This is a genomic window from Billgrantia sp. NRB1 (genome assembly GCF_056921725.1).
In genome coordinates this window covers 2,438,339-2,464,775 of record NZ_CM167783.1, presented here as the reverse complement: position 1 = coordinate 2,464,775, position 26,437 = coordinate 2,438,339, and the positions used below count along the sequence as shown (strand labels likewise).

Here is a 26,437-nt window from a genome sequence, read left to right as displayed (position 1 = left end):
GAGCATTAAAACTCTAGCTGCTTAATAAGCAGTCAGTATTAAAGGCGATTTTTTAGTAGGGGTATGATTTGAAAGTAGTCGTTATCAAAATGGGATTATCAAAGATTTTATTTCCCCTTTTGAGTTCTCGGCATGAAGTGGTTGGGATTGTTGAGTGCCCGCCGAGAAATTTTAAAAAGAATATGCGTAGTTATTTTTTGCGTTCAATTGAAAATATGTTTTTTAAGGAAAGTTTAAATCTTTTTTCAAAAAAATAACATAGAATATTTTTCCATGGAGGGGTGTGGCTTAGAGATAGAGTCTTGGATGAAGAAGAAGAGACCAGATATTATTGTTGTGCAAGGCATGTCTCAGCTATTAAAAAAGAACATCATAGATATCCCAAGGTTTGGCGTTGTTAATATACATAGGTCTTTTCTTCCTGAATATCGAGGCCCAAATCCGGCTTTCTGGCAATACTATGATTTTGTGGACCATCTAGGCTTGACAATACATTTTATTGATGAGGGCGAGGATGCAGGTGATATAATTAGTCAAGTATCACTGCCTTTCCCAAGAGGTGCAAAGTCACCAGGGATCACTGATCTTTTACTGGGTGATTTGGCTCCAAAGATGCTTCTGGATTCGTTAGAAAAAATAGAAAAAAAGGATGTTGTAGTGACAGTGCAAAAAAATAAGGCTTCCCCTACAAGGCGAGCGAAGAATGTTGCTCATTTAGAGCATGATAAAGTTGTTGAATGGCATAGCTGGCCTATTGAAAGAGTGTGGCACATATTGCGTGGCACAGAGATGTGGTTGAATGCGGTGCAGCAGCCTGGAGGTTGGCTTTCAGGTCAAAGGTGGGTTATTGGTGAATACGAAAAGAAAAGCTTGCCTGAAAATTTGAGTGATGTTGGTAAAGTAAAAAAACAAGGAATGGAACGTGCTTTATGCAGTGTCGGGATGGGGTGATATTTGTTTCCACGAGATTTCAATTAAAAAGCCTCTTGTTTTTTGTATAAAAAGCTCAAAGGGTAGTTTTTGAGGAAAGTTTGATGCATGTCGTCGCGGCGTTCGTAACAGATCCGCAGCCGGTGAGGGCGGTTGAGCCAGGACAGCGTGTGTTCCACCATCCAGCGGAAGCGCCCCAGTCGGTCGCAGTAAATCAAAAACAGGGATTCGCTCTCTATGTCAAATGAGTCAGAAGCAACTGTTGAGCATGGAAGTTGTCTTCGGCTTCTGGTTGTGCTGTCTCGGCTTGAGCTCACGCGCCAGCAGGAGGGGTATGCTCGTGAGCTGTGTCATGAGATATATGACTGGGAAGGGCTGGCTGGGTTAGCCAACCAGCGCTTTTTGCTACCACTGTTATACCGCCACCTTAAGAGGATTTCTCCTGATAACCTGCCAGCTGAAACACTGAGCAGGATGAGAGAACGTTGTGTAAAAGATATAAAGAATCATTTGCTCATTGCCTTTACCTATAAAAAGCTGGTTCAAGATATCTTCCAGCCTTTTGACATTCCCCACTTATTTTTTAAAGGTTATAGCCTGTCGGCGTGTTACTATGACGAGCCAGCCCTACGGTTCTCACGCGATATCGATGTGCTGGTGCCTCGCCACCGAATGGTGGATCTTCTCGAAGCGGCTATTGAAAAGGGCTATCGCCCTGTTAAGAAGTTAGAGCCGTTAGCAACCGACCGAGCCAGTCTTGCGTACCTGGCACGTGTCCAGGGGGTCGTCACCCTGGAGTCGCCGATGGGTGTCATTGTCGAATTCCACCAGCGCCTGGATTATACCGGCACGATATACAATACGGATGAGCTTCTGGCCAAGGCGGATACCCTTACTATTGGTGAACTGGACATTCCGGTGATGCCCACGGCGGAGTTGTTCGTCTATATCTGTCTGCATCATACAAAGCACTGCTGGTCGCATCTCCACTGGCTAGTGGACCTTGATGCGCTTCAGCGCCATCCCTCGTTCGACTTGGATGAGGTGTATGCATGCGCAGCCAAGCGAAATCTAACGGCTACCGTCAACGCTTCACTGGAACTTTATCGCGCCTTGGCTAGCGCGGATCCGTGGGGGCAACCGATGTCAGAACCGGGAAAGCAAATGCTGGCGGCATGTTTCAGTGTGCTGCAGGGGGGCTGTGAAGTAGAAAGGGCGCTAAAAAAGTCAAAAACGTCACCCGATTTTTCTTTTCCTTGGCAAGCCAGTAAAAGCCACTGGGTACGATGGCGTATTTTTGGCTGGATCAGGCTGTTTCGCCCAAGCTATGCCGATTATCACAGTTGGCCTTTGCCACCGCGTTGGCAGTGGTTGTATCGGGTTACACGTCCCTTTAGGGAGCTTTACACCCGTGTGGGGACAGGCTTTTCTGCCAAATAACTCATCAGCCCTTTCAGCCCTTATTGTTTATGAGGAAGGCTTGAATAAGAAGATGTCGAGTAATTTATATTTTAAAATCAATCTCTTCAAGCCAGAACAGGATGCAAGAGGACTACTCGCCATGGATGAAATCGCAGTGCGTCAGACAAAGCTTGGTCGCTCGGGAAGTCATACAGGACGCGTGACTGAAAGGGCGAGATGAAACCGGTGGTTGTATAGTGTTGCACTTGGAACTTGAGGTCGCCAAGCCTAATGAATATACAAAATGGAAATGTTCCACTATCCAGCACTATTAAGTGTGAACAGCATGAACAAAGTGACATCTCTGTAACAAAGGCGCCACGGCGGTATGACTATCACGTCTACGGATTGCATCTTTCCTCTCAGCTGGCATTGCCCGAATTGTTGCCAGCTTCCGGCGATCAGCCTGCTGACGTCGAGATTCTGGCTTGCGGGTTATCGGAAGAGCTGGAAGAGGGGAGTGGCGATCGAAGTGCTGTGCAGTTTGACAATGATCGATGTCAATTCGTAATCAAGGGTGTTGCTCGTTATCGGATTGAACATGGCAGACGCATTCTGGTTGACTGCTGCAGGATGCCGGGCCCCGGAGAGCGAGTAGCAGCCGGGGATGTACGGTTGTTTCTGCTCGGCACAGCGTTGGGCATTCTGTTGCACCAGCGCCGCTGGTTGCCGTTGCACATCAGTGCCTTGAATACCCCTTGCGGAGTCTGGGCTTTCACCGGACCCTCGGGGGCGGGTAAGTCGACCCTGGCAGCATGGCTGCATGCTAGTCAGGGTTGGCCGCTGGTCAGCGATGATGTGGCCGTCATCAAGCCGGAAGATGCCGTGCCTTATCTCTACCCTGGTCCGCCTCGGCTTAAGCTATGGAAGGACGCCTTGGCTGCACTCGGCATCAGTGAGCATGGGCTGATTCGTGACCAGACTCGAGCCGATAAGTATCACCTGGCCCTGCATCGGAGCTTTCAACACCAACCACAACTACAACCCCTGCACGCTCTGGTGATACTGGAATGTGCCCAAGAGGGAGAAACACCATCGCTGTTACCGATCAAGGGGGTGGAGGCGTTCAAGGCCATCATGACGACTCTGTACCGGGCAGAAATCGGCAAGGCATTTAATGCCCCCGAGCAGTTGCTGCACAATGGCGCTCGGCTTGCAGACCAAATTAAAATTTATCGTTATCGTAGGCCTTGGTCGCTGGGCGAGATGGAAACAAGTCTCGCCCCGCTGCTGCAGGTTATTAAGTCTTGACACGGACTAAAACCACGCTCTGCCACATGCCTCAAGCCAGCTTGGGCGCATGACAGAGCGTGGTTTTGGTTGGGTTGATTAACGTAGATTGATGAGATTTTCTCGTTCTAGTTGCGTGAGAAACGTGATCACCTCCTCTTCGCAGGTATTGCGTTCTACCTCATACTCTTGTATCAGTTGATCGCAGATGGCGGAGATGCTGATTTCATCTTCGATAAGTGACCAGATACGGCTTCCAACGGCCTGAGTGCCGTAATACATGCCATGGTGGGGACAGAAAATGACCAGCTCCTCGTCCACTCGAGAGGCCAAGGGAGTTGGTTTTCGCCTCACTTTAGTCGCCAGGTTCATAGAATCACCCTTGCATGGACATGAACTAGAAAAGATCCCTTTGTTGATCTGTTGCCAACAAAGGCATCCATCAAGCGCTAGCGAAGACTCGCTCGCCTTCATGAACCATGGTCAATTGACTTCGAGTCGTTGAAAGCCCAGTTGGTCTCGGTACGGGTGTTGAAGAACCCTCCCAAGGTTTTCTCTACTTCGAGTTGAGTAAGCTCAGGCGTGATCCACTGAGCTTTGTCAGAAGGTGTGACATGATCCATCGTTGCTTCCTCCACTCCAGGCCCCTGCTGGCCGCTTGCATTGTTGTAAAAGGCATCTTACACTTTATAAATACAAGTTACCTATTGTTACAATATGAGCATGGTTCATCAACCGATCCTTGTCAAGGCGCTCCACGAGTGGGATGGCGTGGCACATGGTGCAACAAGGTTTCCGTCGTGAACGCCTCGCGGATCCCTAGCTTATGACGCCCCTCCACAAGCTGCTTGCACCGTTGAGTATGCTACGCCGAATCCTGCCGCTGCTCTGGCAGAGCAGCCGCAAGTGGACGCTGCTGAGCACCTTGCTGATGGCATTGGAGGTGGCGTTCGGGCTGGTCGTCCTTTACCTGATCAAGCAACTGGTTGATGTGGTTACCGAACTGCTAGGCGCCGAGGCAGCTGCCGACGGGATTCACGCGGTCCTGTGGTATGTGGCCCTTACCGGTGGCAGTACCCTGGCGTTCTTGGCGACCCGGGGCCTGGCGAGTCTGGCCCGGGAAGCTCAGGGGCTGCTGGTGGCCGACCATATCGACCGGGAAATCCATCTGCGTGCGGTACGGGCCGATCTGGCCTTCTACGAGAGTCCGCGCTACTTCGACACGCTGCAGCGTGCCCGACAGGCTGGAAACCAGCGACCGGTGCAGGTCGTTGCCAACCTGATGATGCTGATCAAGAACAGCCTTATGCTGGTGGCGGTCGTGGTGTTGATCGTGACCATTAACTGGCTGTTGTTGCCAGTGTTGCTGATCGCCATCGTACCGGCGCTGCTGGTTCGGCTGCACTTCACCCGCTACCTCTACGACTGGCAGCGTCGCCGAACCCAGCTTGAGCGTCGCGCCGGTTATCTCGATTGGTTGTTGACCTCCGATATCAATGCCAAGGAGCTTCGCCTCAATCAGCTCGGTGACCACCTGAGGGAGAAATATGCGGAGCTACGCGGGTTGATCCGTCGCGAACGCTTGTCGATCACCCGGCGCCGGACACAGGTCGAGCTGAGCGTAGCCAGTATGGCCACCCTGGCTTTCTTCGCTGCCCTGGGCTATCTGGCATGGCAGACCGCCGAAGGGCGCAACAGCGTCGGCGATCTGGTGCTCTTCCTGCTGATCTTTCAGCGGGCTCAGTCGATGGGACAGGAATTGGTGCAGCAGATCGGAAAGCTGTACGAAGACCATCTTTACGTCGGCTTGCTTTTCGAGTTTCTTGATATTCGTCCGGTTATCGCCGACCCTGAGCATCCGCTGCCAATACCGAATCCACTACGCGAAGGCATTCGCTTCGACAACGTCTCGTTTCGCTATCCAGGGACCGATAACCCTGTGCTCAGTGGCATCGAGTTGAGCATCCGGCCCGGTCAGATCGTCGCGCTGGTCGGTGCCAATGGCTCTGGCAAGACCTCACTGATTAAGCTTCTCTGCCGACTTTATGACCCTACGACCGGTCGAATCACCCTCGATGGGGTCGATATTCGAGAGTATGGCCTGGAAGCGTGCCGGCGGTTGTTCAGCGTAATCTTCCAGGATTACGGCTGCTATGCGACCACTGCACGTGAAAACATTCGCTTTGGTGATATCTTGCAGCCCCCCAAGTCTGCATCGATTAGGGAGGCTGCGGTTAAGGCCGGTGCCGATCCCTTCATCCAGGCGCTTTCGGCCGGCTACGATACCCCTTTGAGCCGAATGTTTGATGATGGTCAGGAGATCAGCATCGGTCAATGGCAGAAGATTGCTTTGGCTCGAGCCTTCATGCACCGCTCTAGCGTGATCATCCTCGATGAGCCGACCAGCGCCCTCGACCCTGGTGCGGAGTTTGAACTGTTCGAGAGCTTTAGGGAGCGCATCGATCACCGTGCAGCGCTGGTGATCAGTCATCGGCTGTCGACGGTGCGCATGGCCGACTATATCTATGTGCTCGATCGGGGCGTGATCCGAGAGGCGGGCACGCACGATGAACTAATGCAAAAGGAGGGAATATATTGCGACCTGTTTAGTCGTCAGGCGCACCACTATCGGGAAGTGGGGGCATAAGGAAAGACCTTCAGCGATGTCGCTGAAGGTTAAGAGGATTCATTCTTCAATAGGCCGCAGATGAATAAGATCCCTAGGAGCCACCTGGCACTTTTTCATTGGACCATTCAGGTGCTTGGTAATTGGCCTCCCCTTGCGCGTCAGGAGCGCCGGATAGCGTCTCGTCAACCGACATTCGACTGAGTTGCGGTGTAATCCACTGAGCCCTGCTCTGAGAGGATGTTAATGAGCTATTCATCAGCGAAACCTCCGTTCCACCTGCTTGCTGGATGGCGGCATACCAACTCAAGGAGCCTGCATGGTCGCTTTTTAAGAATGAGTGACTGATTGGCAGCTGTCAAGCCGTGAGCTCTGTTCATGAGAAAATTCATACCTTCGCCATAGACTCCAGGCCCTCAAGGCCGATTGTAAAGGAAAAAACTTCATGGAATCTTTGGAATTTAACTGCTGGGGAACGTCAATAATCCGGCTATGAATTGCGTGAGAATCCAGCCAAGGGCATTGTTGATGAAGCTGGCCATGTTGCACTTCTTCCGCCAGCAGTAGCTTCCAGCACTCCACGCGGCACTCAAGGCGTTTCCCTTCGTTGGTGTTATCGTGCTTGCTGAGCGGCTTGGGCAACAGGTCGCTGAGCGCCTCTCGGTAGAGAATGCGCGTCGCGCCCCGGTGCCATAGCAGTTCCGGGGGAAGGGCCAGGGTAAAGCGCAGCAGGCGGATGTCCGTCAGCGGATAGCGATAGATCAGCCCGTGCGGGGCCGACCAGTGTGCCCAAGTCGCCATGCGGCTCCCCAAGTGGCCGTTTTGTAGCAGCATGGCCTGTACTTGCCTGGGATCGGCAACATCGCGCCAGGCTAGCATGCGGTGTTCCTTGACTCCCGGAAAGCGGGTCATCAGGTCCGAATGAATGAAGTGCTCGATCCGAGAGGTGGTTAAATAGGGGGTGAAGCGGTCATAGAAGGCGTCAGGCATCAGCGGGAGCATGGCCTTGTGCCACAGGAAAGTTAGCATGCGCCCTGGATGGCGTAGCCCCCTCGCAGCATGGCGTGCCATGGCCATCAGTCGCAACAGTTGCCCTCGCTTGAGCAGGTAAGCGGCATAGCCGCGGGCATTGAAGGTGACCGATTCATCGCCGCCCCAGCCGGAAAGCATCACGCGAGTGTCGCGCTGCCCGGCATGCGACATCACCGGCAGTTCCTCGTACAGGTCAGTGGTGCCCTCCACGGCGATATCTCGAGTCAGGAAGTCGCGGTAGTCGCGTCCGGTTGCAGTGCCATAGTGGCAGATTAGCTGCTCTTGACGGCAGATATCTGCGATGACTTGTCGCTCGTCACGCGAATGGGCCGGTAGTGGATAGCGCTCTGAAATCGGTGGTGACCAGGTGTAGCATCGGTCTAGCTGATGCCCATCTTGGCGCAGCAAACGGCTGGCGAGAATCGTCAGGCCGGAGGAGTCAAGGCCGCCACTGAGGTGAGAGCCAATAGGGCCTTGAGTTCGAAGCCGACAAGCGACGGCCTCTTCCAGCAGATCACGCAAATGTTCAGCGTAGGCTTCTCGGCGCGGATAACGGATACTTGGCACATCCAGCGGCTGCCAATAGGCCGTCATCTCGAAGCGCCGAGGGGTGGCTATAAGGTAATGACCCGGCATCAACGGCTGGACATAATGAAAGAAACCGTGATCATCTGGATTCAACGGCCACACCAGAAAGCTGGCAACCCGCGATTCATCAATGGAAAAGCTGATATCAGGGAAGGCCAGAAAGCTGCGGATATCAGTGGCGAAAAGCAGGCGTTCGTGCTCTCGATAGACATAGAGAGGTCGGGCACCGATATGGTCTCGGGCACAGAAGAGTTCGCGTTCCCCAGCGTTCCAGATGGCGAAGGCGAAATCACCAGCCAGTCGAGTGACGCAGCGCTCACCCCAGCGGCGGTAAGCGTGCAAGATTAGCTGGCTATCGGGCATATCTCGGCGCTTACTGCGCTCGATGGCGAGTTGATTGCAGAGGTCATCGCGGTTGTCGAGGATGGCATCGGCGACGATTGCCAGTCCATCCTGAACCAAAGGTTGGGCCTCCTGGTACGACTCGGGGGTGATGGCGAGATGTTGATGACCCAGAGCGATGGGGCCTTCAATCCAGGAGCTCGAACCTTCTCGACCATAGGCATCCAGGGCGGATAGCGACGCGTCGAACCCGCGTGGATCGACGGTCTGGCCGGAAAAGTGGATACGTCCCAGGATCGCGCTCACGGTAAGTCAGTCCTCAAATGACCGGGTGTTGTTGACGAAGCTTGTCACCGCAGTGTATTGGCCTCCGTGCTCGCCCAGCACGGTTATTTCACCGACCCTCAGCCAGGCATGTGCCTTCATGATCGGCCATTTGTCTGGGCCTGGTTCCTGCCGAGTCCCGAGTACCAGGCTGCTGGCGATACGTCGACGATTGCACATCCACTGGGCGACCATGGCCTGCATCAGGCAGGTGAAATGACCATTCGCAACCCGGTTGAGCGTCAGGATGGCCCAGCGAATGTCCGTCACACCGTGATCACCGCCCGCTGCCGGCGCCACTTCACCCGGTAGCGGTGTCCCCAGCCAGCGCGACCAGAACCGAAAGGGAAGCGCTGTAACCAGGAACCAGGCCAAGGCCAAGAGGCAAGCGCATTCCAGCAGAACCATCTGCCGACGGCGGTGAAGCCGTCGAAACGCAGTGAGCTGTTTAAAGCCGTAGATCTGCATCGCCATTTTTCAACATGTACTTCAGATCATAGAGCACGTGCTGTGGTTTTCCCCAGCTGCGGATCCGCGCGGTGCCGAGATCGGCAAAATCCCGGTGGGCCACAGCGAGAATCATCGCGTCGTAGGCGCCCGGCTCGGGCTGATCGACTGGGTTGATGCCATAGGCGTGCAGGGCTTCGTCCTTGTCGGCGTGGGGATCGTACACATCGACCCTGACGTTGAAATCGTCCAGCTCGTGGATGATATCGGTGACCCTTGTATTGCGCAGGTCCGGACAGTTCTCTTTGAAGGTGAGACCCATCACCAGCACCCGGGCCGCCTGGACCTGAATGCGCTGCTTGATCATCTGCTTGACTAGTTGACCCGCCACATAGGCACCCATGCCATCGTTGATACGCCGCCCCGAGAGGATCACCTCGGGATGGTAGCCGACCTGCTGGGCCTTGTGGGTCAGATAGTAGGGGTCGACACCAATGCAGTGGCCGCCCACCAGGCCCGGGCGGAAGGGCAGGAAGTTCCACTTGGTGCCGGCCGCCTGTAACACTTCTTCGGTGTCGATCCCCAGGCGGTTGAAGATCATCGCCAGCTCGTTGATCAGGGCGATATTGACATCACGCTGGGTGTTTTCGATGACCTTGGCCGCCTCGGCTACGCGAATCGAACTGGCCTTGAAGGTGCCGGCGGTGATGATCGAGGCATACAAGTCGTCCACGAAATCGGCGACCCGCGGCGTCGAGCCTGATGTCACCTTGCGGATGGTGGTGACACGATGTTCCTTGTCGCCGGGGTTGATGCGCTCGGGGCTGTACCCGGCGAAGAAGTCGCTATTGTAGGTCAGCCCCGAGGCCCGCTCGATCACGGGAATGCACACCTCCTCCGTGGCACCCGGATAGACGGTCGATTCGAAGATGACCACATCGCCCCGGGATAGCACCTGTGCGATGGTCTCGCTGGCCTTGACCAGTGGCGCCAGATCGGGGCATCGCTGGTGGTCGATGGGCGTCGGCACGGTGACGATATACACATTGCAATTGTGCAGGGCGTTCACATCGCTGGTGAAGCTCAGCTGGCTGGCCTGGCGAAGCAGCTGGGGCTCGACTTCCAGGGTGGTATCGATGCCGTCATGCAGTTGGGCAATGCGCCTGGCATTGATATCGAAGCCGAGCGTCGGGTGTCGCCTGCCGAATTCCACCGCCAGCGGCAATCCGACGTAGCCTAGGCCAATGATGGCCACCTTGACACCTTCCAGGCTGAATTTTATCTTCATCACTGGCCATCCTTATCGAATCTTCCCCATCGAGGATGCCGCGCCATCAGCGCCTTATTCGCCACTCCTAGTGAGTTCACCATGCCTAGTGAGGGCCCTTGAACAGGGATACCGTGGCGGCTTTCAAGAGCTCTTCTGTATCGCTCAGGGGCTGGGCCTTCAAGTCGTGCTGCACCGAGACCTGAACGGGCTTGACGGGGCGTTGGTCATGTTCTTTCCAGATCAAGTCGACGATGGGACCCTGGGGCGAATAGGCCGCCGGGGCCTCGAGCATAATGTTCCGAATTCCGTCCAGATCGCCTTTTTCGGTCGCCGCACTGAGTCGCTCCAGTAGCGCCTCGAGGCGTGGCCATTGCCAGCAGCTTTCCCGGGCGCTCAGGATACGGGGATGGGGTGTGGCGGTGACGTTCTCCCCAACCAGCAGTTCCTCAAAGAGCTTCTCGCCGGGCCGCAGTCCGGTGTAGTGAATCTCGATATCCCCGCCCGGATTGTCGTCATCCTTCACTTCAAGCCCTGACAGTCTCACCATTTCCCTGGCGAGCTCAGCGATCTTGACCGGGCTGCCCATATCGAGGACGAAGACATCGCCTCCCTTGCCCATGGCTCCGGCCTGAAGGACAAGCGTGGCGGCTTCGGGAATGGTCATGAAGTAGCGAGTGATCGCCTCATGGGTTACGGTAATGGGCCCGCCCTGGGCGATCTGTTCTCGGAACAGGGGGATCACCGAGCCCGATGATCCCAGCACGTTGCCAAAACGCACCATGCAGAAGCGTGTGTGCTGTTGAGTCCGCGATAACGCCTGGCAGATGAGCTCTGCCAGGCGTTTCGTCGTGCCCATCACATTGGTGGGGCGGACCGCCTTGTCGGTCGAGATCAGTACGAAGGTCTCGACCCCTGACGACAGGGCGGCACGGGCGGTTTCCAGGGTGCCGAAGACATTGTTGCGCACGCCTTCGAGCACGTTGTACTCCACCATGGGGACGTGTTTATAGGCGGCGGCGTGGTAGAGCGTCTGTACGCGAAAGGCGCGCATGGCGCTCTCCAGGCGGCCGCGCAGCTGTACCGAGCCGAGCAGCGGCTCGGTCACGCTGGGCAGGCTCTCCAGGCTGGCGAGCTGCTTTAGTTCCGATTCGATGGCATAGAGGGAGTATTCGCAGCTGTCCACCAGCAGCAGTCGCCGCGGACGTTGCCGCAAGATCTGGCGGCACAGCTCTGAGCCTATTGAGCCGCCGGCACCGGTGACCATGACCACCTTGTCCCGGATATTGGCATCCAGCAGGTCCTGCCTGGGGGGGATCGGATCGCGCCCAAGCAGGTCTTCCACGGCGACATCACGGATATCCTGAATCTGGGCTCGGCCACTGACCACATCCTCGGTGCCAGGGACAGTGAGAATCGGAACATCCAGGGGGGCAAGCGCTTTGAGAATGTCCCGGCGCCGGCTGCGCGGTACGCTGGGCATGGCAAGCAGGACGCGCTCGGCTTCGTGGCTGTCGACCAACTCTGGCAGCTTGCTGGCCGGGTAGACCCACAGTCCTTCCACCTGTGTGCCGTGCATACCACGCCAGTCGTCCACGAAGGCCACGGGAACATACTCGCTTCCCTGGCGCAGTGAATTGGCTAGCTGGGATCCCGCGGCTCCGGCGCCATAGATGATGACGCGGGTCTTGTAACGCATTAGTTGGTGTCGATAGAGGCTGCGTAGAAAAAAGCGAACGCCGCCGACCAGGAGCATGGCGAGAATGCCATAGATGATCAATAGCGACGGCGGCAAGCTAAGACCCGTGAGTTGCCCGGCCAGGAGCAGTATCACAACCGAAAGGCTCACACCCATCACCAGGGTGTGTAGGGCGCGAAGGCTCATGTAGCGGATAACGGCACGATACAATCCTAGGCGAATAAAGATAAGAAGGGTGACAGGAAGGGCCAGCACCAGGGCGAGCCATACCTGTGGCTCCGTAAGGGCCGATAAGCTATCTGACTTGAGGATTACCGCCAAGATAAAACTGGTCGACAACAGAAAGATGTCGGCCAGAATTTGTATCATGCGTTTGACCCTGCGATGCAAGCGGAAGGCTTGCGCAAGCATTCGTCCCATCAATGCTCCCCGGTATGTCCATGCGTAGGAATATTTGGCCGTCCGGCCTGTTTTTTCGTTATTGAGAATCTTTTTGAAAGTGCTGTGTCATTTTTTGTAATCAGTGCTCTTAAGGCTAAGAGACATTGGGATATTGCCCAACATGATTTTCATGAATTTGCCATAACGGTATTGACTGACGTGGGGAGAGGAGGGATCTCATGAGAATGATGAGATGGTCTCATCCATATAGGCGTAATAGAGAACTATGAGGTCGTAAGGGTTTCTTTGGTAGGCAAATAGAAAAATGCGGCATCAACAAGTGCTGGTCACTCCTCAGTTGGTTTGGGGGACAACTACACTGACAGATAGAGGGTCCTTGGTGCTCAGGCTGGAGTAATAATATTATGGCTGTAACGATTTGCACGGAGAACGCGACACCATGTTTCAGCACATCCTGGTCGTCTGTACCGGGAATATTTGCCGCAGTCCGGTAGGTGAGGCGCTACTCAAGCAGCGACTGCCTGGCAAGCACATCGAGTCGGCGGGTCTCGGTGCCTTGGTCGGATGCGGCGTGGAGCCGACAGCCCGACAGTTGGCCGAAGCCGATGGCCTGGATGTCGCTGCTCATCAAGCGCGGCAAGTCACCGTTGACATGCTGCAAGCTGCCGATCTGATCCTGGTCATGAGCGATGGGCAGCGCCGTGCGGTCGGTCATCTCGCAGCGACGGTGCTCGGAAAGACCCTGCTGCTTGGCCACTGGCTCGATGAGGCGCAGTGCCGAGAAATTCCCGACCCCTACGGCAAGAATCGCGAGACTTTCATACAGGTTCATCAACGGCTCAGGGAAGCCGCTGATGCCTGGGGAGAAAAGCTCTGAGGGCCCTGGGTTGAGTTTAATGTGCAAGCCTATCGAAGTGTGCCTGGACCATTGATACTGACGCTGACGCCTCAATCGTGAAGAACATGAGGCATGGTCGTTTCGTGGAGAGCCGGCTTCGCCGGGGAGCAAGGAATGGGTCGTTGAGTCTCTGGAATCGTGCCAATGCGGTGCTGCTTTTTGCCTTTGTGGCGCTATTGATCGTTGCCCAGCTGGCCTATGCCGTGGTGCCGTTGCTGGCGCTTGCGGTCATGGGTGTGGGTAGCGTAGTCACCTGGCTGAGCGGTGACCGCCGCAGGGCGCAGCGAGTGCAGTCAGGCCTGCCGGGATTCATACGGGATGACGGCTGGCTTATGCTGGCCATGCTGATCTATGGAGGGCTTTGGCTGCTGGATGTCTGGCGGACCGGGCACTGGCCCGTGGGAGGGGGCAACCAGGGGCTGCTGCTGCCACTGTGGCCGCTGGTGGCGGCGGCGCTGCTGGTTTGGCTGCTGCGCTATCCGCCGAGCCCGCGGGTGCTGTGGTGGGCGGTGTGCAGTGGAGCCCTTGGCGCCGGTGCCATCGCCCTCTACGAGCGTTTGATCTTGGGCAGGTCGCGTGCAAGCAACAGTATGAATGCCATTCCCTTCGGCAATCTGTCGCTGCTGCTGGGCACGCTGGCGCTCTTGGCGGCGCTCTGGTGCCTGCGTCGCGGCTATCCGCGAAACCGGGCCCTGCTGATGCTGGCGCTGCTGGCCGCCATGGCCGGCATGCTCGGCTCGCTGCTGTCCGGGACCCGCGGCGGCTGGATTGCCTTGCCCTTGCTACTGCTGCTGGCCTACCGAGCGGCGAGGGATCTGGTGCCGCCGGGCTGGCGCTACGGGGTGGCGGGGCTGGTGGTGATAGGGTTGCTGGTGGCAGCGGCGGTACCCCAAAGCGGAGTGGGTCAGCGGGTGGGGTCGGCGGTGGGCAGTGCCCAGCAATACTGGCAGGGGGAGACGCAAGGCAACTCAGTGGGCACACGCCTGGAGATGTGGCGAGGCGGTATCTTGTTGGCCCGGGAAAGCCCCCTGCTGGGCTTTGGTGAGGGACGCCTGGAACTGGCGATTCAGGGCCTGGTAGCGGAAGGCAGGCTGCCCCCGGCGGTCGCGCGACACGATCAGCTCCACAGTGACATGATCGATACCCTGGCGCGGCGGGGCATAGTGGGGCTTGGTGGGCTGCTGCTGCTCTATGCTGTGCCGCTGTGGCTGTGCTGGCGACGGCTGCGCAGGCCTGGAGCAGACCCGGGCCTGCAGGTGTTGGCTGCGGCGGGCATGATGGTGCCGGTGGCGTTCTTCGATTTCGGTCTGACTCAGTCGATGCTGCGCGATGTGCGCGGCCTGAGCGGTTATCTGGGGCTGTGCATCGCCTGCTGGGTGGCCCTGCGCGCCTATGAGGCGTCGCAAGGCCAGCCATTCGGCCGGTGCTATGATCGTGGGCTATCGGGTGAGTCGAGCTGATGGGCGAAACACGGCGGTGAGGCCGGCTCCAGGTCGGCGGCGTCCTCCGCGTGCAGGCGATGAAGCAGCATATCGCGCAGGATCGGCAGGTGGGAGTCGTCCAGGTGGCGCGCCGCCGATAGCAAGGTCAGCCGCCCGCGGCGGGCGTGGCGCATCAGCGGGATAAGGCTCTCGGGATGGTCGCGCAGCTCGCCCCGATAGCGGGTGGCGAAAACCCCGGCGCTGATCTCGCCCTGATGGTACTGACGGCGCAGCAGCGGCGACGGCGAGGCGTCTCGGTACCAGTCGGTGAGTGCCAGGCTCTCGCGTGGCTTGCCGCGTGGCCACAGCCGATCGACCAGTATCCTTGCCCCGTCTTCCGGCTCGTCGGGGCTGTAGATACGCTTGAGAATGATCTCGTAAGACACGCGAAAACCTCCCTTGACCATGTCGCTAGCATGGCGCATGTCAGTGGCGTTTTGCTAGCCCTTCCAGTGCGTCCCTCGCTCGCTCTTGCCAGTCGCCGGGAAGCTCGGCGGCCTGCGATAGGGCGCGCTGGGCGGCGTCGTAGTCCCCTTGGGTGCGATGGATCAGGCCAAGATTGAGCCAGGCGACGGCGAGTTCGGGGCGGGTATCAACCGCGAGCTGGAACGCCTCGATGGCGCCCTCGGTATCCCCCTGCCCATGGCGGGCGTTGCCCAGGGCGAAGTGTCCCATGGCCGAGGTCGGGAAGCGGCTTACCAAGGTCTCCCAGGCGGGGAGAGCGGCCTGTCCCCCCTGCACCTGCTCGAAATCGGCGATCGCCTCGAGCGCGCGATCTTCTGTCACGCTTTCAGGTAGCTCACCCGGCGGTAGCGCGACGAAGGCCCAGCGGTTGCTGCGAGACCAAGTAGCATCGAAGCGGCGGAAGGACTCGATGCGCTCGGGCTCCTCGCCGCTATGCAGGGTCATCGTCTGGGCGTCACGGTCATAGCCGATGGCTACGGCGTAGTGCCACATGGGCCAGGCGGGCAGCGACAGGTTCTGCATGACCACCACCGGCTGCCCGGCGGCAAGCTCGGTCAGCAGGGCATCGAAGCGGTTGTCCAGCACGAAGGGGATGTGGCCGTGGCGGCGCACGGTGGCGAGCATCTCCGGCTGGACGCTTCCCTCCCGGCCCGGCATGAAGACCTGGGGGATCAGGGTGTCGACGGTGACGTCCACGCCCTGGGCGTTGAGCACCATGGCTAGCGAAGCAGGACCACACTGGTAGTCGCGCTGGGCATGGAAGGGGATGTCATTCAGCATCACCTGGTGAGGAAGACGCTCTTGGGTGCTCTCGGCCAGCTGCGGGGGGCTGGCACAGCCGACCAGGGTGAATAGCAGCAGCACTAGGCTCTGTCTGAAAACTGGCTGCGCTCGACCATACGGCGTTAAAAATAGGCTCAAAGTACTCATTTACACCCCGTAAACTCCGTCTTTTCGCCGATTTTTGCCTTGTCTGGCCTTCGCTCGCCGACTTTTCGGACAAAGCCTAACAGGAGAACGCCCGCAGAGCGGGCGTTCCACGAGCGCCAGATTCGGCGTGTTGTCATCACCTTCCCCGCTCAGCGGGTAAAGGGGAAGACATTGGTCAGACCGAGAATATCGGTGACCAGCAGGATGACGAAGACGGCAAACAGGGCGCCGACCACGCTGGCGCCGGCTGGCATCTCTTCGAGCTGGTCTGCCATCTGGCGGGCTTCCTGATCGGACAGGGCGGCCACACGCGCCTCGACTTCGGCCAGATCCACGCCCTGGGCCAGCAGCTGTGCCTGTACGTCGTCGCGAGCGAGAATCTCGTGAATCCGCTCACGGTCCGCATCGGCACGCTCAGTCGAGAGGGCCTCCTGGGTGGAGATCAGGTCGCTGCCCGGCGCGAGCGGGGCGGCGGACACCGATACGCTGCCCAGCACCAGGGCGAGGATCAGCAGCGGGCTGAGAATACGGCAGACTCGTTTCATGGTGGAATCCTTACTGTTGTCGAATGATCTTCCGGCTCCTGAATGATCCTCGCTCGGCATCCTGATCCGAGCTGAAGGAACTTGCGCTCACGATGCCCGTGCAGTATAGGCAGAAATGACGTGAAATTTCATGCCCTTGCATGCGATTTTCCGCGCGCTCTTGGCTTTTGGTTCTTATCCCACCTCCGTGCAGTTCCGGCCGTTGGCCTTGGCCAGGTAGAGGGCGCGGTCGGCGCGCGAGTAGAGGCTATCGAAGTTCGAGCCCTCGCCATCCCCCGTGGCGAGGCCAAGGCTAACTGTGATCGATGCCGAAACGCTGAGCTCCTGGAGGGATAGGGCTGCGACGCGTTGCCGGATCCGATCGGCAAGCTGCAGGGCGCCATCGGCGGGCGTATCGGGCATCAGTACGCAGAATTCTTCGCCGCCCATGCGCGCCACGATATCGGCCTGGCGCGTCTCTTCTTTCAGGGCCTTGGAGAAAGCGACCAGCACTCGGTCGCCGGCCGGGTGACCATAGGTGTCGTTGAGGCGTTTGAAGTGGTCCAGGTCCAGCAGCGCCATACTCAGCGGCTGGCCGTTGCGGCGGCTCTGCTGGTGCAGCACTTCAGCGGCTTCCAGCAGGTGGCGACGGTTGCCAAGTCCGGTGAGCTCGTCCATTTGGCTCAGGCGTGCCACGGTTTCGCGCTGTCGATTGAGACGAAGAAGGGCCAGCATCAAGGCGCCGACCACCAGCAGCGCCAATAGCACCAGCACAGCGATGGCGAGCGTCAGGCGTTCCATGATGAGACGCTGCTCGCCGGCCGCGGTGTGGATGAGCTCATTAAGTTCGCTGTAGGCTCGTGCCAGATCGTTTTCGATGGCGTAACCCAGACTTACCAGTGCTTCCGACCTTCCACCGGACTGCATCTCATCGACTCGCGCTTGCAGTTCTGGCAGCTGCTCTTCGACGACTTGCAGCCTGTCGAGCGATACCCGGTAGTCGTCCGGGTCAAGCTGACTTCTTTTCAACCCGTAGGTCACGCCCTCGATATGCTGGGGTATTCGCCACAGCAGGTTGTCGAGGCGTGCTTCATGCACGTTCTGGTGGGGCTCGTGCAGTTGATCCAATGCATGGCGAAGGAGAACGGGTTGCTGCTGGGCACGGACGACGTCGGCCACCAGCGCCGTGTAGTTGGCTCCCACGTGCTGGCGCGCATTGACCACATAGAGGCCAATCGCCAGGGCGCAGATTCCTGCCAGGAGGGTAAAGGCCAGTGCCAGTTGCCACCTCAAGGCCAGGTGTTGGCGCTGATTCATTGGGTCTGGATGTCTCGGATTGACCAGATCCAGTGGGTCATGCTGGCCGTGCCGGCCTCAACGGCCTCGGCATCGGCAGGGACGATCAGCATGCTGGGGCCGAACTCCGTGAGCGTTAACGGCTCGCCATCCAGCCGTGTGGCGAGCAGGTAGCGCTTATTCTCGCGGTCTTCGGAGCTCAGGAAGACGGTGTAGTCATCGTGCGCGATAAACCGAAGCGTCTCGACCTCGCTGATACCCTGGGCGTCGAGAAAGTCGTCGAGCCAGACGCCGGCGAAGCTCCCCTGGGGGCCTTCGAAATGCTGCAGCGTGATCTCATAGAGGGGCGACGCTTCGATTTCGGCGCGACTGACCGACCAGCGCTCGCCATCGCTGTGCAGCGTGAGAATGGGCGTCTCATCCTGAGACGGCTCGAGGGCACTGGGAGTAGCCGCGCTGGCATGCGTGGCCAGCATGGTGGATATCACTACCACCAGGCCGGCCAGCAGGGCGACCGGTGAGGGCGTTAGGCGAAGAAGGCGGCTCATGCAGATGGCTCCCAGGCAGCTGTCGTCAGTGGGATAATGGCAGGATTGTACGCCAGCGATGTGACGCAGAGTAAACGCTTTTGGTCAGGCAGTTAACCGCCCCGGTATGAGGAAGGTAGTTCGGCGAGCAGGCCGCGCCCACCGGCCAGGGTGAGGGCCAGGTCGTGAAGGCCGTCCCAAGTGGGGAGAGGGCTAGCACCTTTGATGGCCAGATCCAGGCGCTGGGCGAAGAGCAGCAGCTTGTGCAGCCGCTTCAGCGGCAGGCGGTTGATGGCCTGCTGGTAGGCGGGGCGGCGCTTGTCGAAGATGGCCGGTTTCTGAGCCTTGCAGGCGTGATCGAAGCTTTGGCCCTGGTCGAGGTGCTGGTGAAGGGAAAGCAGGATCCGCAGCTCCCGGGCCAGGGCCCAGAGCACGATGGGCGCTTCCACGCCTTCGCCGCGCAGTCCGGCCATGATCCGCGACACTCGGGCCCGCTCGCCCTTGAGGCAGGCGTCCACCAGGGTGAAAACATCATAGCGGGCGCTGCTTTCCACGCCGCCGGCGATCTGCTGGGGGCCGACCCGGGTGCTGGGGGGCAGCAGCAGCGCCAGCTTCTGCAGCTCCTGGTCGGCGGCCAGCAGGTTGCCTTCGGTGCGCTCGCCGAGCAGCCGCGCGGCATCGAGGTCGAGGGTGAGGCCGTGGCGCTCGGCACGATCACGCAGCCAGAATCCTAGTCGGGTGATATCCACGGGCCACACGGGGACGAACAGGCCCACCTGGTCCAGTGCCTTGAACCAGGCGCTCTTCTGCTGGCGGAAGTCGAGCTTGCCCATGCTGATCAGCAGCACGTCCTCGCTGCCCTGCAGCTGCTCGGCGTGTTCCTTGAGCGCCTTGGCGCCTTCCTGACCGAGGCTGCTGCTGCCCAGGCGCAGCTCGATCAGCTTGCTTGATGCGAACAGCGACAGGCTGGCGGCGGTTTCCCGCAGCCGGCTCCAGGCGAAGTTGGCTTCGACATGGAGCACCTCGCGCTCCTCGATGCCCTGGGCACGGGCGGCGCTGCGCACGGTGTCGCAGGCTTCGATATGCTGCAGCGGCTCGTCGCCGGCGACGATCACCACCGGCGGCAGCTTCTTGCTCAATGCCTCGGGGAGCTTGTCGGGGAAGACTTTCACGGCTGACCCTTATTTATGGTTCATCGCACTTTAGCGTGAACATGTTTGCCAGGTTCTATGGTGGGAGGCCGGCTCTGCCGGCGGTTCGACGCTTCGACGAAGGCGCCGCAGGCGCCCCATGGGTAGCGCTGCGCGCTACTTCGCGAGCTGAAGTCGAGGCGTCGAACCGTCCCTCCCACAGGGTAAGTTCACGCCAGTCTGCGAAGAGCCTTATTTATGAATCGGCGAGCGGGCGAAGGCGCTCGAGTAGCTGGCGAGCGGCGTCACGGCGCAGCCGCTCATGCGCCTCCTCGCGGAGCCTTTCCTGCGCCAGGAGGTTGTCGTCGCTGATGGTGAACTGCGTGCTGACCTCGAGTTGCTGCTGGTCGAGCAGGTAGGCACCATCCGAGCGTCGTTGGACCGAGAAGGGGGCCGTGAGAGTGCTTTCGAGTTCCCGAGAGCCACTGTTGAGCACGCTGCGCTGGCGCTCGCGGATCGCCTCGGCGCCGAGATTGAGCACCAGCGGGGCCGGGTCGTGGACCCGGGTGCCCGCGGCCTCGAGCCGTTCGGCGACCCGCTGCGCCAAGGGGCCGTCGGGACCGGCCAGGGCGAGTTCCGCGAGCCCCGTGTCCGGAGTGTCGAAGCCGCGCAGCCGGAAGCCACAGCCGGCGAGGGCGAGAGCGGCGGTGCCGCTCAGGCCCAGAGCAAGTAAGGTGCGTCGCTGCATGAGGCGCTCCCTGGGGCGTCGAGGGCTCAGCCCACCACGATATTGACCAGCTTGCCGGGCACTACGATGACCTTGCGTACCGTCTTGCCCTCGGTGTGGCGCTGGACGTTCTCGGCGGCGAGCGCCTGAGCCTCGATGTCGGCCTTGGGTGCCTCCGCGGGGACCTCGAGTCGGGCACGCAGCTTGCCGTTGACCTGGACCACCAGCTCGATGGTGTCGCGGGTCAGGGCATCCGCGTCGACCTTGGGCCAGGCGGCGTCGATGGCCGGCTCATTGTGGCCAAGCGCTCGCCACAGAGCATGACAGGCATGCGGGGTGATCGGCGCCAGCAGCAGCACGCAGGCCTCGACCCCTTCCCGGGCCACGGCCAGGCCCAGGGGCGAGGTATCGTCGAATTTGCCAAGGGCGTTGGAGAGCTCCATCACCGCGGCGATGGCGGTGTTGAAGGTGGTGCGCCGACCGATGTCGTCGCTGGCCTTCTTGATGGTCTCATGGGTCTTGCGGCGCAGCTCACGCTGGGGCTCGTCCAGGGCTGCGAGGTCGAGTTCGCCCGGCTCGCCGGCGGCCAGGTGTTCGCTGACCAGGCGCCACAGGCGCTTGAGGAAGCGGTGGGCGCCTTCGACGCCGGCGTCGGACCACTCCAGCGACTGCTCCGGCGGGGCGGCGAACATCATGAACAGGCGCACGGTGTCGGCACCGAAGCGGTCGATCATCGACTGGGGATCGACGCCGTTGTTCTTGGACTTGGACATCTTCTCGATGCCGCCCATCTCGACCGGCCGCTCGTCGGTGATCAGCACCGCGCTCAGCGGGCGTCCCTTGTCGTCGCGCTTGACCTCGACGTCGGCGGGGTTGAACCACTCCTTGCCGCCGTTCTCGGTCTCACGGTAGTAGGTCTCGGCGATCACCATGCCCTGGGTGAGCAGGCGCTGGAAGGGCTCATCGGAGTCCACCATGCCGAAGTCGCGCATCAGCTTGTGGAAGAAGCGGGCGTAGAGCAGGTGCAGGATGGCGTGTTCGATGCCGCCGATATAGAGATCCACCGGCAGCCAGTAGTCGGCGCGCTCGTCGAGCATGGCCTCGTGGTTGTCGGCGCAGCAGAAGCGCGCATAGTACCAGGAGGACTCCATGAAGGTGTCGAAGGTATCGGTCTCGCGGGTCCAGCCGTCGCCGAGGTCGGAGAACTCCGGCATCTTCTTGAGCGGCGAGCCGGTGGCGTCCACGGTCACCTCCATGGGCAGGGCCACCGGCAGCTCCTCGTCGGTGAGCGGCACGGTCTGGCCCTCCGGGCCGTACTTGACCGGAATCGGCGCGCCCCAGTAGCGCTGGCGCGCCACGCCCCAGTCGCGCAGGCGGAAGTTGGTCTTGACCTCGCCGTGGCCCTGCTCGCGAAGCCGCTCGGCGATGGCGTCGAAGGCCGCCTGAAAGTCCAGGCCATCGAACTCGCCGGAGTGGATCAGGGGGCCGTACTCGACGTAGGCGCCCTCGGAGAGATCCGGCGCCTGGCCGTTCTCGTCGGCGATCACCGCCTCGATGGGCAGGCCGTACTGGGTGGCGAACTCCCAGTCGCGCTGGTCATGGCCGGGCACCGCCATCACCGCGCCGGTGCCGTACTCCATGAGCACGAAGTTGGCCACATAGACCGGCACCCGGCGCCCGCTGATGGGATGGATGGCCTGATAGCCGGTGTCCATGCCCTTCTTTTCCATGGTCGCCAGCTCCGCCTCGGAGGTGCCGCCGTGGGCGCACTCCTCGCAGAAGGCGGCGAGCTCGGGATTGCCCTCGCTGGCGGCTCTGGCCAGCGGGTGGCCGGCGGCCACCGCCATGTAGGTGACGCCCATCAGGGTGTCGGGGCGGGTGGTGTAGATGCGCAGCGGTTCGAGCGCCTCGCCGTTGTGGTCGGCGATGTCGAAGTCCATCTCCACGCCCCGGGACTTGCCGATCCAGTTGCGCTGCATGGTCTTGACCTGCTCGGGCCACTCCACCTTGTCCAGGTCGGCGAGCAGCTCCTCGGCATAGTCGGTGATCTTGAGGAACCACAGCGGGATCTCCTTGCGCTCCACCAGCGCACCGGAGCGCCAGCCGCGCCCCTCGATCACCTGCTCGTTGGCCAGCACCGTCTGGTCGACCGGGTCCCAGTTGACGGTGGCCATCTTCTTGTAGACCAGGCCCTTCTCCACCAGCTTGGTGAAGAACCACTGCTCCCAGCGGTAGTAGTCGCTGTCGCAGGTGGCGAATTCGCGGCTCCAGTCATACGCGAAGCCCAGCGCCTTGAGCTGGTCGCGCATGTAGTCGATGTTGGCGTAGGTCCACTCGGCCGGCGGCACCCGGTTCTGGATGGCGGCGTTTTCGGCGGGCATGCCGAAGGCGTCCCAGCCCATGGGCTGCATGACGTTCTTGCCCTGCATGCGCTGGTAGCGGGAGACCACGTCACCGATGGTGTAGTTACGCACGTGCCCCATGTGCAGCTTGCCGCTGGGATAGGGGAACATCGACAGGCAGTAGAACTTCTCGCGGTTGGCGTCTTCCACCGCCTTGAAGCACTGATTCTTGTCCCAGTACTGCTGGGCGTCGCGTTCGATCTCAAAGGGCTTGTACTGTGCGTCCATCGGTTTTCGAGAGTACCTTGAGCGTCGGGCGCAGCACCTGAGCACTGCGCGAGTCGAATGAGGGCGCCTGGCATCAGACGTTGATCGCTTTCGAGCGATAAAACGTTGAACTGACGGCGACATGTCGTCTAAATGGTACCCAAGGATACCCCAGACCGGCGGGGCCGGCCATGCCCGACCCGCCCGCAAGCCTGTTGCAAGGAGATCGCCATGAGTGAACGTCCCGACCCGCATCGCGAACATCGTCTACGCGAAGGCTATGAACGCATGCTCGACAGGCTCCGCGATGGGGCCAAGGAACTGACCTGGGAGAACCTCCAGCAGGAGCTTGACGATGCCGTTGAGTTCGAGGCCGAGCTGGAGGAATTCACCAAGGACGAGCTGGCGCTGCTGCGTGCCTGGGTGGAGCGCGACCTGGTCGATATGCGCCGCTACCTGAACGCCGGTGGCCACAGCGTCGCCACCTGGCTGGGCATCGACCTCGATCAGCTCTCACGCAAGGTGGTGGAATCGCTGTTCTCCATTGCCGATCGCAGCAAGGTCGAGCGGCTACGCTTCGAGGAGGACCTGGAGGCCTCCCGCGCCGACTACTGCGAGGGCGAGATGGCGGTGCCGGGGCGCATGGCCTGCGTGCACTGCGACGCCGTGGTGGAACTCGAGCAGGTGGCACGCATCGAGCCCTGTCACAAGTGCGGGCACCGCTACTTCTATCGTGTTTCGGAATAGCGTCAAGGTACGAGGGGCAAGGCTCCCTTTCTTGCCCCTTAGTTCCTTCTTGGATGGTTCTTCGCACTTTAGCGTGAGCATGTTTGGCAGGTTTTATAGTGGGAGGCTGCGGTTCGACGTCTCGACTCTGCCGGCGGTTCGACGCTTCGACGAAGGCGCCGCAGGCGCCCCATGGGTAGCGCTTCGCGCTACTTCGCGAGCTGAAGTCGAAGCGTCGAACCGTCCCTCCCACAGGGCAAGTCCACGCCAGTCTCCGATGAACCTTACTTTATGACCAGGCCGCCAGCAGCACGATGGCTAGCACCACCAGGACGGTCATCACGGCCGCGTAGCCCAGGTTGTGGCGCATCATGCGGTAGCCGCTGATGCCGTAGCGCCCCTGCAGCGAGAGGTTGATCCCCGACAGCGGGCCCACCGAGGTGCCCACCGCCCAGGAGGCCAGCGCCGTGAAGGCGAACAGGGTCTGCTGGCCGGGGGTGAGATCGAGCATCGAGGCGAGCACCGAGACGCCGATGATGGGGTGCAGCCCCGCCACGGCGCTGGCGACGATGGCGAGGAAACTGACGATCGCCTCGCCGGCGCCGAAGCGGGCGAACAGCGTCCACTCGCTGCCGGTGGCCGCGGCGATCAGGTTCGACAGCCCCAGGGTCAAGAGCCCCGCGGAGAGGAACAGCGCCACCTCGCCGCGCATGGCGGGCAGCCGCGTCAGCGTGTGCTGGCGCACCCGGCGCAGGGTCCAGCGCGGCCCGGTCGGCAGGTTGCTGGCTAGCGCCACGGCCGGCAGCAGGAAGGTGATGATGCTGACGATGGAGAGGGTCGGCGTCAGCCAGTAGTGAAACAGCATGACCAGCGCGGCCATGATCACCGGCATCAGCAGGCTGCGCGGCGACAGGGAAAAGCCCGCGGTGTCGCTGAGATCGAAGCGGCGGGAGAGCTCCAGCGTGGTCAGGATCCCGGCGATCAGGGCCAGCGGCAGTCCCACGGCCAGCACCTGGGTGTACTGCATGCTCGGCGCCAGGGTCATCACCACCCCCATGGAGGCGAAGAAGGGCGACCACAGCGCCGCGCTGGACAGGCCGCGGTTCAGTGCCAGCAGCTGGGGCGTGGTCAGCGGGGCGCGCCGCGCCAGGCGATCGCCGATCATGAAGACCGTCGAGAGGTTGAGGATGGTGCCCAGCAGGTGCACCCCCAGCCAGGTACCGGCCGTGCCGCGTACCCCGGTCACCGCACGCCCCAGCGGCCGCGAGGAGCCGCTGCGGTTGCCGATCAGGCCGATGAAGCTCACTCCCAGCAGCATGGCCACCACATAGGTATTGCCGTCGAGGATCGCCGGCCAGGCGATGGCGGCGTCATAGCGCAGCCAGGCGATGACCAGCAGCCCCAGCCCGATACCGGCCAAGACGCCCGACTGCCAGCGGGTGCGGCGCGGGATATCCCGCCACAGCAGCGCCGTGGCCAGCCACAGCGCATAGCCGACCAGGTGGGGGTAGGGAGACAGCCCGGCGAAGCCCGTGATCTGCGTCACCAGCCCCAGCAGCAGCAGCGTGCCCGCCAGGGCGTGGCGCGTCCGTGGCGGCGGCGGTGTCGGAGTATCGGGTGACGTGGCATTGAGCTGGCGGGGCATGGCGTGGCCTGGAGGCGGTAAATGCTAAGCAGTCTAACCAATTTCGCGGCCGGGTGAATCCCTCGCCGCCGGCTCGCGCGCCTCATCCAGCAGGGTCAGCATGGCCCGGGCGGCGTTGGAGAGGGTGCGGCTCTTGTGCACCAGATAGCCCAATGGCCGATGGATGGGGGGATGCTCCACCTGCAGTTCGTGTAGCTCGCCGGCGACCAGGCGCTCGGGGAGCAGGCTCCAGCCCAGACCGATGGCGGTCATCATCTTCAGCGTCTCCAGATAGTTGGTGGAGAGTGCCACCGGCAGCGAGAGGCCGGTAGTGGCGAAGCGCGACTCGATGAGCGTGCGGGTAAAGGTCATGGGGCCGGGCAGCACGGCGTCGAAGGCGCACAGCTCATGCAGGGCGAGGCGACCGCGCCCGGCCAGGGGGTGGTCGCCGGCGCAGACGAAGCAGAGTCGGTCGACCCATACCGGCACCGCCTCGAGCTGCGGGTCCGGGTGGGGGGCGAGCGTCACCACGGCAAGCTCCAGCTCGCCGTCGAGCACGCCCTGATAGGCCTGCTCGGAGTCGAGGAAATGCAGGTCCAGTCGGACCTCCGGATGGTCCCGGGTGTAGGCCTTGAGCAGCGGCGGCAGGCGGTGCAGGCCGATATGGTGGCTGGTGGCGAGGGTCAGGCTGCCGCCGACATTGCCGGTGAGATTGCCCAGCGCCCGGCGGCTGTCGTCCACCATCACCAGGATCTGGCGGGCCCTCGGCAGCAGCACCCGTCCCGCCTCGGTGAGGCCGACGCGCCGGCCGATGCGGTCGAACAGCCGGGCGCCGATCTGCTCCTCGAGTACGGCGATACGCTTGCTCACCGCCGGCTGAGTCAGGTGCAGCTGCTCGGCGGCCCGGGAGAAGCTGCCGCTATCGGCCACGGCGAGGAAGGCCTGCAGGCTCTGGGTATCCACTCTGGGCTCCTTTGTATTCCTTTATGGAATCCAATGAATAAATAACATGAATTGATTTTATGGGCGAGTGGCGGGAGACTGGCCCCATAGCGCCGAGCGCCAGGCGCTGTAGGAGGGATGCTTTGCATCACGACTGGCACCGGCAGGTGCCCGCGGTGTCGGCCCACCTGGGTAGTGGCCGCCGGGAGG

The 26,437-nt window shown here is 60.6% G+C and carries 23 protein-coding genes; 7 read left to right on the top strand and 16 right to left on the bottom strand.

Annotation, left to right across the window (positions count from 1 at the left end; genetic code table 11):
* Positions 1-273 precede the first annotated feature (273 nt).
* The 3 genes from ACZIYR_RS11220 (at position 274) to ACZIYR_RS11210 (ending at position 3,642) form a co-directional block, all read left to right on the top strand.
* Positions 274-951, top strand: coding sequence for a formyltransferase family protein (locus ACZIYR_RS11220; protein ID WP_483526750.1), 678 nt, complete (start codon positions 274-276; stop codon positions 949-951).
* A gap of 216 nt (positions 952-1,167) precedes the next feature.
* Entirely contained in the window at positions 1,168-2,370 is a 1,203-nt protein-coding gene (locus ACZIYR_RS11215; RefSeq protein WP_483526749.1) for a nucleotidyltransferase domain-containing protein, read from the top strand.
* 252 nt (positions 2,371-2,622) lie between these two features.
* The gene (locus ACZIYR_RS11210) at positions 2,623-3,642 is read left to right on the top strand and encodes an ATP-binding protein (RefSeq protein ID WP_483526748.1); all 1,020 of its coding nucleotides are present in this window, start codon (positions 2,623-2,625) and stop codon (positions 3,640-3,642) included.
* Positions 3,643-3,720: 78 nt separating this feature from the next.
* On the opposite strand, the gene ACZIYR_RS11205 is transcribed toward ACZIYR_RS11210, so the two are convergent.
* Both ACZIYR_RS11205 and ACZIYR_RS11200 read right to left on the bottom strand, forming a co-directional pair.
* Complete coding sequence (locus tag ACZIYR_RS11205; RefSeq protein ID WP_483526747.1) at positions 3,721-3,993, bottom strand: PqqD family peptide modification chaperone; 273 nt, start codon at positions 3,991-3,993, stop codon at positions 3,721-3,723.
* Positions 3,994-4,091: 98 nt separating this feature from the next.
* On the bottom strand, positions 4,092-4,244 hold the full coding sequence (locus ACZIYR_RS11200; RefSeq protein ID WP_483526746.1) for a hypothetical protein: 153 nt from the start codon (positions 4,242-4,244) through the stop codon (positions 4,092-4,094).
* A gap of 203 nt (positions 4,245-4,447) precedes the next feature.
* Here ACZIYR_RS11200 and ACZIYR_RS11195 point away from each other — a divergent pair, with 203 nt between their 5' ends.
* A complete protein-coding gene (locus ACZIYR_RS11195) occupies positions 4,448-6,268 on the top strand; it encodes an ABC transporter ATP-binding protein (RefSeq protein ID WP_483526745.1) in 1,821 nt (606 codons plus the stop codon).
* 309 nt (positions 6,269-6,577) lie between these two features.
* On the opposite strand, the gene ACZIYR_RS11190 is transcribed toward ACZIYR_RS11195, so the two are convergent.
* The 4 genes from ACZIYR_RS11190 to ACZIYR_RS11175 all read right to left on the bottom strand — a co-directional run bounded on the left by ACZIYR_RS11190 (position 6,578) and on the right by ACZIYR_RS11175 (position 12,366).
* Positions 6,578-8,515 carry an asparagine synthase-related protein gene (locus tag ACZIYR_RS11190; RefSeq protein ID WP_483526744.1) on the bottom strand — a complete coding sequence of 646 codons (1,938 nt, stop codon included), beginning with the start codon at positions 8,513-8,515 and terminating at the stop codon, positions 6,578-6,580.
* A gap of 6 nt (positions 8,516-8,521) precedes the next feature.
* On the bottom strand, positions 8,522-9,001 hold the full coding sequence (locus tag ACZIYR_RS11185) for a lasso peptide biosynthesis B2 protein (RefSeq protein WP_483526743.1): 480 nt from the start codon (positions 8,999-9,001) through the stop codon (positions 8,522-8,524).
* On the bottom strand, positions 8,982-10,268 hold the full coding sequence (gene tviB / locus ACZIYR_RS11180) for a Vi polysaccharide biosynthesis UDP-N-acetylglucosamine C-6 dehydrogenase TviB (protein ID WP_483526742.1): 1,287 nt from the start codon (positions 10,266-10,268) through the stop codon (positions 8,982-8,984). The genes ACZIYR_RS11185 and tviB overlap by 20 nt, the downstream gene beginning before the upstream one ends.
* Positions 10,269-10,353: 85 nt before the next feature.
* Positions 10,354-12,366, bottom strand: coding sequence for a polysaccharide biosynthesis protein (locus ACZIYR_RS11175; protein ID WP_483526741.1), 2,013 nt, complete (start codon positions 12,364-12,366; stop codon positions 10,354-10,356).
* Positions 12,367-12,787: 421 nt separating this feature from the next.
* On the opposite strand from ACZIYR_RS11175, the gene ACZIYR_RS11170 reads away from it, so the two are divergent.
* Together ACZIYR_RS11170 and ACZIYR_RS11165 are read left to right on the top strand one after the other, a co-directional pair.
* Positions 12,788-13,225, top strand: coding sequence for a low molecular weight protein-tyrosine-phosphatase (locus tag ACZIYR_RS11170; protein ID WP_473033854.1), 438 nt, complete (start codon positions 12,788-12,790; stop codon positions 13,223-13,225).
* A gap of 143 nt (positions 13,226-13,368) precedes the next feature.
* The gene (locus ACZIYR_RS11165; protein ID WP_483526740.1) at positions 13,369-14,706 is read left to right on the top strand and encodes an O-antigen ligase family protein; all 1,338 of its coding nucleotides are present in this window, start codon (positions 13,369-13,371) and stop codon (positions 14,704-14,706) included.
* Here the strand turns inward: ACZIYR_RS11165 and ACZIYR_RS11160 are convergent.
* The 8 genes from ACZIYR_RS11160 to leuS form a co-directional block, all read right to left on the bottom strand.
* Complete coding sequence (locus ACZIYR_RS11160) at positions 14,673-15,113, bottom strand: DUF488 domain-containing protein (protein WP_473033852.1); 441 nt, start codon at positions 15,111-15,113, stop codon at positions 14,673-14,675. The genes ACZIYR_RS11165 and ACZIYR_RS11160 overlap by 34 nt on opposite strands.
* 40 nt (positions 15,114-15,153) lie before the next feature.
* Positions 15,154-16,056: a PA2778 family cysteine peptidase gene (locus tag ACZIYR_RS11155; protein WP_483526739.1), complete on the bottom strand. Its 903-nt coding sequence runs from the start codon at positions 16,054-16,056 to the stop codon at positions 15,154-15,156.
* Positions 16,057-16,271: 215 nt separating this feature from the next.
* On the bottom strand, positions 16,272-16,667 hold the full coding sequence (locus ACZIYR_RS11150; RefSeq protein WP_473033850.1) for a PA2779 family protein: 396 nt from the start codon (positions 16,665-16,667) through the stop codon (positions 16,272-16,274).
* A 174-nt stretch (positions 16,668-16,841) separates the two neighbouring features.
* Entirely contained in the window at positions 16,842-17,963 is a 1,122-nt protein-coding gene (locus ACZIYR_RS11145) for a GGDEF domain-containing protein (protein WP_483526738.1), read from the bottom strand.
* Positions 17,960-18,490, bottom strand: a complete 531-nt coding sequence (locus tag ACZIYR_RS11140; RefSeq protein ID WP_483526737.1) for a hypothetical protein — start codon at positions 18,488-18,490, stop codon at positions 17,960-17,962. The genes ACZIYR_RS11145 and ACZIYR_RS11140 overlap by 4 nt, the downstream gene beginning before the upstream one ends.
* 92 nt (positions 18,491-18,582) lie before the next feature.
* A complete protein-coding gene (gene holA, locus ACZIYR_RS11135) occupies positions 18,583-19,641 on the bottom strand; it encodes a DNA polymerase III subunit delta (protein ID WP_483526736.1) in 1,059 nt (352 codons plus the stop codon).
* 214 nt (positions 19,642-19,855) lie between these two features.
* Positions 19,856-20,347, bottom strand: a complete 492-nt coding sequence (locus ACZIYR_RS11130; RefSeq protein WP_483526735.1) for an LPS-assembly lipoprotein LptE — start codon at positions 20,345-20,347, stop codon at positions 19,856-19,858.
* A 26-nt stretch (positions 20,348-20,373) separates the two neighbouring features.
* The gene (leuS, locus tag ACZIYR_RS11125) at positions 20,374-22,956 is read right to left on the bottom strand and encodes a leucine--tRNA ligase (protein WP_473033846.1); all 2,583 of its coding nucleotides are present in this window, start codon (positions 22,954-22,956) and stop codon (positions 20,374-20,376) included.
* 210 nt (positions 22,957-23,166) lie between these two features.
* Between leuS and ACZIYR_RS11120 the strand changes: the two genes are divergently transcribed.
* Positions 23,167-23,682 carry a zinc ribbon-containing protein gene (locus ACZIYR_RS11120; protein ID WP_483526734.1) on the top strand — a complete coding sequence of 172 codons (516 nt, stop codon included), beginning with the start codon at positions 23,167-23,169 and terminating at the stop codon, positions 23,680-23,682.
* Positions 23,683-23,950: 268 nt separating this feature from the next.
* On the opposite strand, the gene ACZIYR_RS11115 is transcribed toward ACZIYR_RS11120, so the two are convergent.
* Positions 23,951-25,306, bottom strand: a complete 1,356-nt coding sequence (locus tag ACZIYR_RS11115) for a hypothetical protein (protein ID WP_483526733.1) — start codon at positions 25,304-25,306, stop codon at positions 23,951-23,953.
* A 33-nt stretch (positions 25,307-25,339) separates the two neighbouring features.
* The gene (locus ACZIYR_RS11110; protein WP_483526732.1) at positions 25,340-26,248 is read right to left on the bottom strand and encodes a LysR family transcriptional regulator; all 909 of its coding nucleotides are present in this window, start codon (positions 26,246-26,248) and stop codon (positions 25,340-25,342) included.
* Positions 26,249-26,437: the final 189 nt, after the last annotated feature.

Excerpts from the sequence above, each read along its gene's own strand:
- ACZIYR_RS11220 (WP_483526750.1), top strand. The coding sequence starts at position 274 with ATGGAGGGGTGTGGCTTAGAGATAGAGTCTTGGATGAAGAAGAAGAGA.
- ACZIYR_RS11215 (WP_483526749.1), top strand. The coding sequence starts at position 1,168 with ATGTCAAATGAGTCAGAAGCAACTGTTGAGCATGGAAGTTGTCTTCGG.
- ACZIYR_RS11210 (WP_483526748.1), top strand. The coding sequence starts at position 2,623 with ATGAATATACAAAATGGAAATGTTCCACTATCCAGCACTATTAAGTGT.
- ACZIYR_RS11205 (WP_483526747.1), bottom strand. The coding sequence starts at position 3,993 with ATGAACCTGGCGACTAAAGTGAGGCGAAAACCAACTCCCTTGGCCTCT.
- ACZIYR_RS11200 (WP_483526746.1), bottom strand. The coding sequence starts at position 4,244 with ATGGATCATGTCACACCTTCTGACAAAGCTCAGTGGATCACGCCTGAG.
- ACZIYR_RS11195 (WP_483526745.1), top strand. The coding sequence starts at position 4,448 with ATGACGCCCCTCCACAAGCTGCTTGCACCGTTGAGTATGCTACGCCGA.
- ACZIYR_RS11185 (WP_483526743.1), bottom strand. The coding sequence starts at position 9,001 with ATGCAGATCTACGGCTTTAAACAGCTCACTGCGTTTCGACGGCTTCAC.
- tviB (WP_483526742.1), bottom strand. The coding sequence starts at position 10,268 with ATGAAGATAAAATTCAGCCTGGAAGGTGTCAAGGTGGCCATCATTGGC.
- ACZIYR_RS11175 (WP_483526741.1), bottom strand. The coding sequence starts at position 12,366 with ATGGGACGAATGCTTGCGCAAGCCTTCCGCTTGCATCGCAGGGTCAAA.
- ACZIYR_RS11170 (WP_473033854.1), top strand. The coding sequence starts at position 12,788 with ATGTTTCAGCACATCCTGGTCGTCTGTACCGGGAATATTTGCCGCAGT.
- ACZIYR_RS11150 (WP_473033850.1), bottom strand. The coding sequence starts at position 16,667 with ATGAAACGAGTCTGCCGTATTCTCAGCCCGCTGCTGATCCTCGCCCTG.
- ACZIYR_RS11145 (WP_483526738.1), bottom strand. The coding sequence starts at position 17,963 with ATGAATCAGCGCCAACACCTGGCCTTGAGGTGGCAACTGGCACTGGCC.
- ACZIYR_RS11140 (WP_483526737.1), bottom strand. The coding sequence starts at position 18,490 with ATGAGCCGCCTTCTTCGCCTAACGCCCTCACCGGTCGCCCTGCTGGCC.
- ACZIYR_RS11130 (WP_483526735.1), bottom strand. The coding sequence starts at position 20,347 with ATGCAGCGACGCACCTTACTTGCTCTGGGCCTGAGCGGCACCGCCGCT.
- leuS (WP_473033846.1), bottom strand. The coding sequence starts at position 22,956 with ATGGACGCACAGTACAAGCCCTTTGAGATCGAACGCGACGCCCAGCAG.
- ACZIYR_RS11120 (WP_483526734.1), top strand. The coding sequence starts at position 23,167 with ATGAGTGAACGTCCCGACCCGCATCGCGAACATCGTCTACGCGAAGGC.
- ACZIYR_RS11115 (WP_483526733.1), bottom strand. The coding sequence starts at position 25,306 with ATGCCCCGCCAGCTCAATGCCACGTCACCCGATACTCCGACACCGCCG.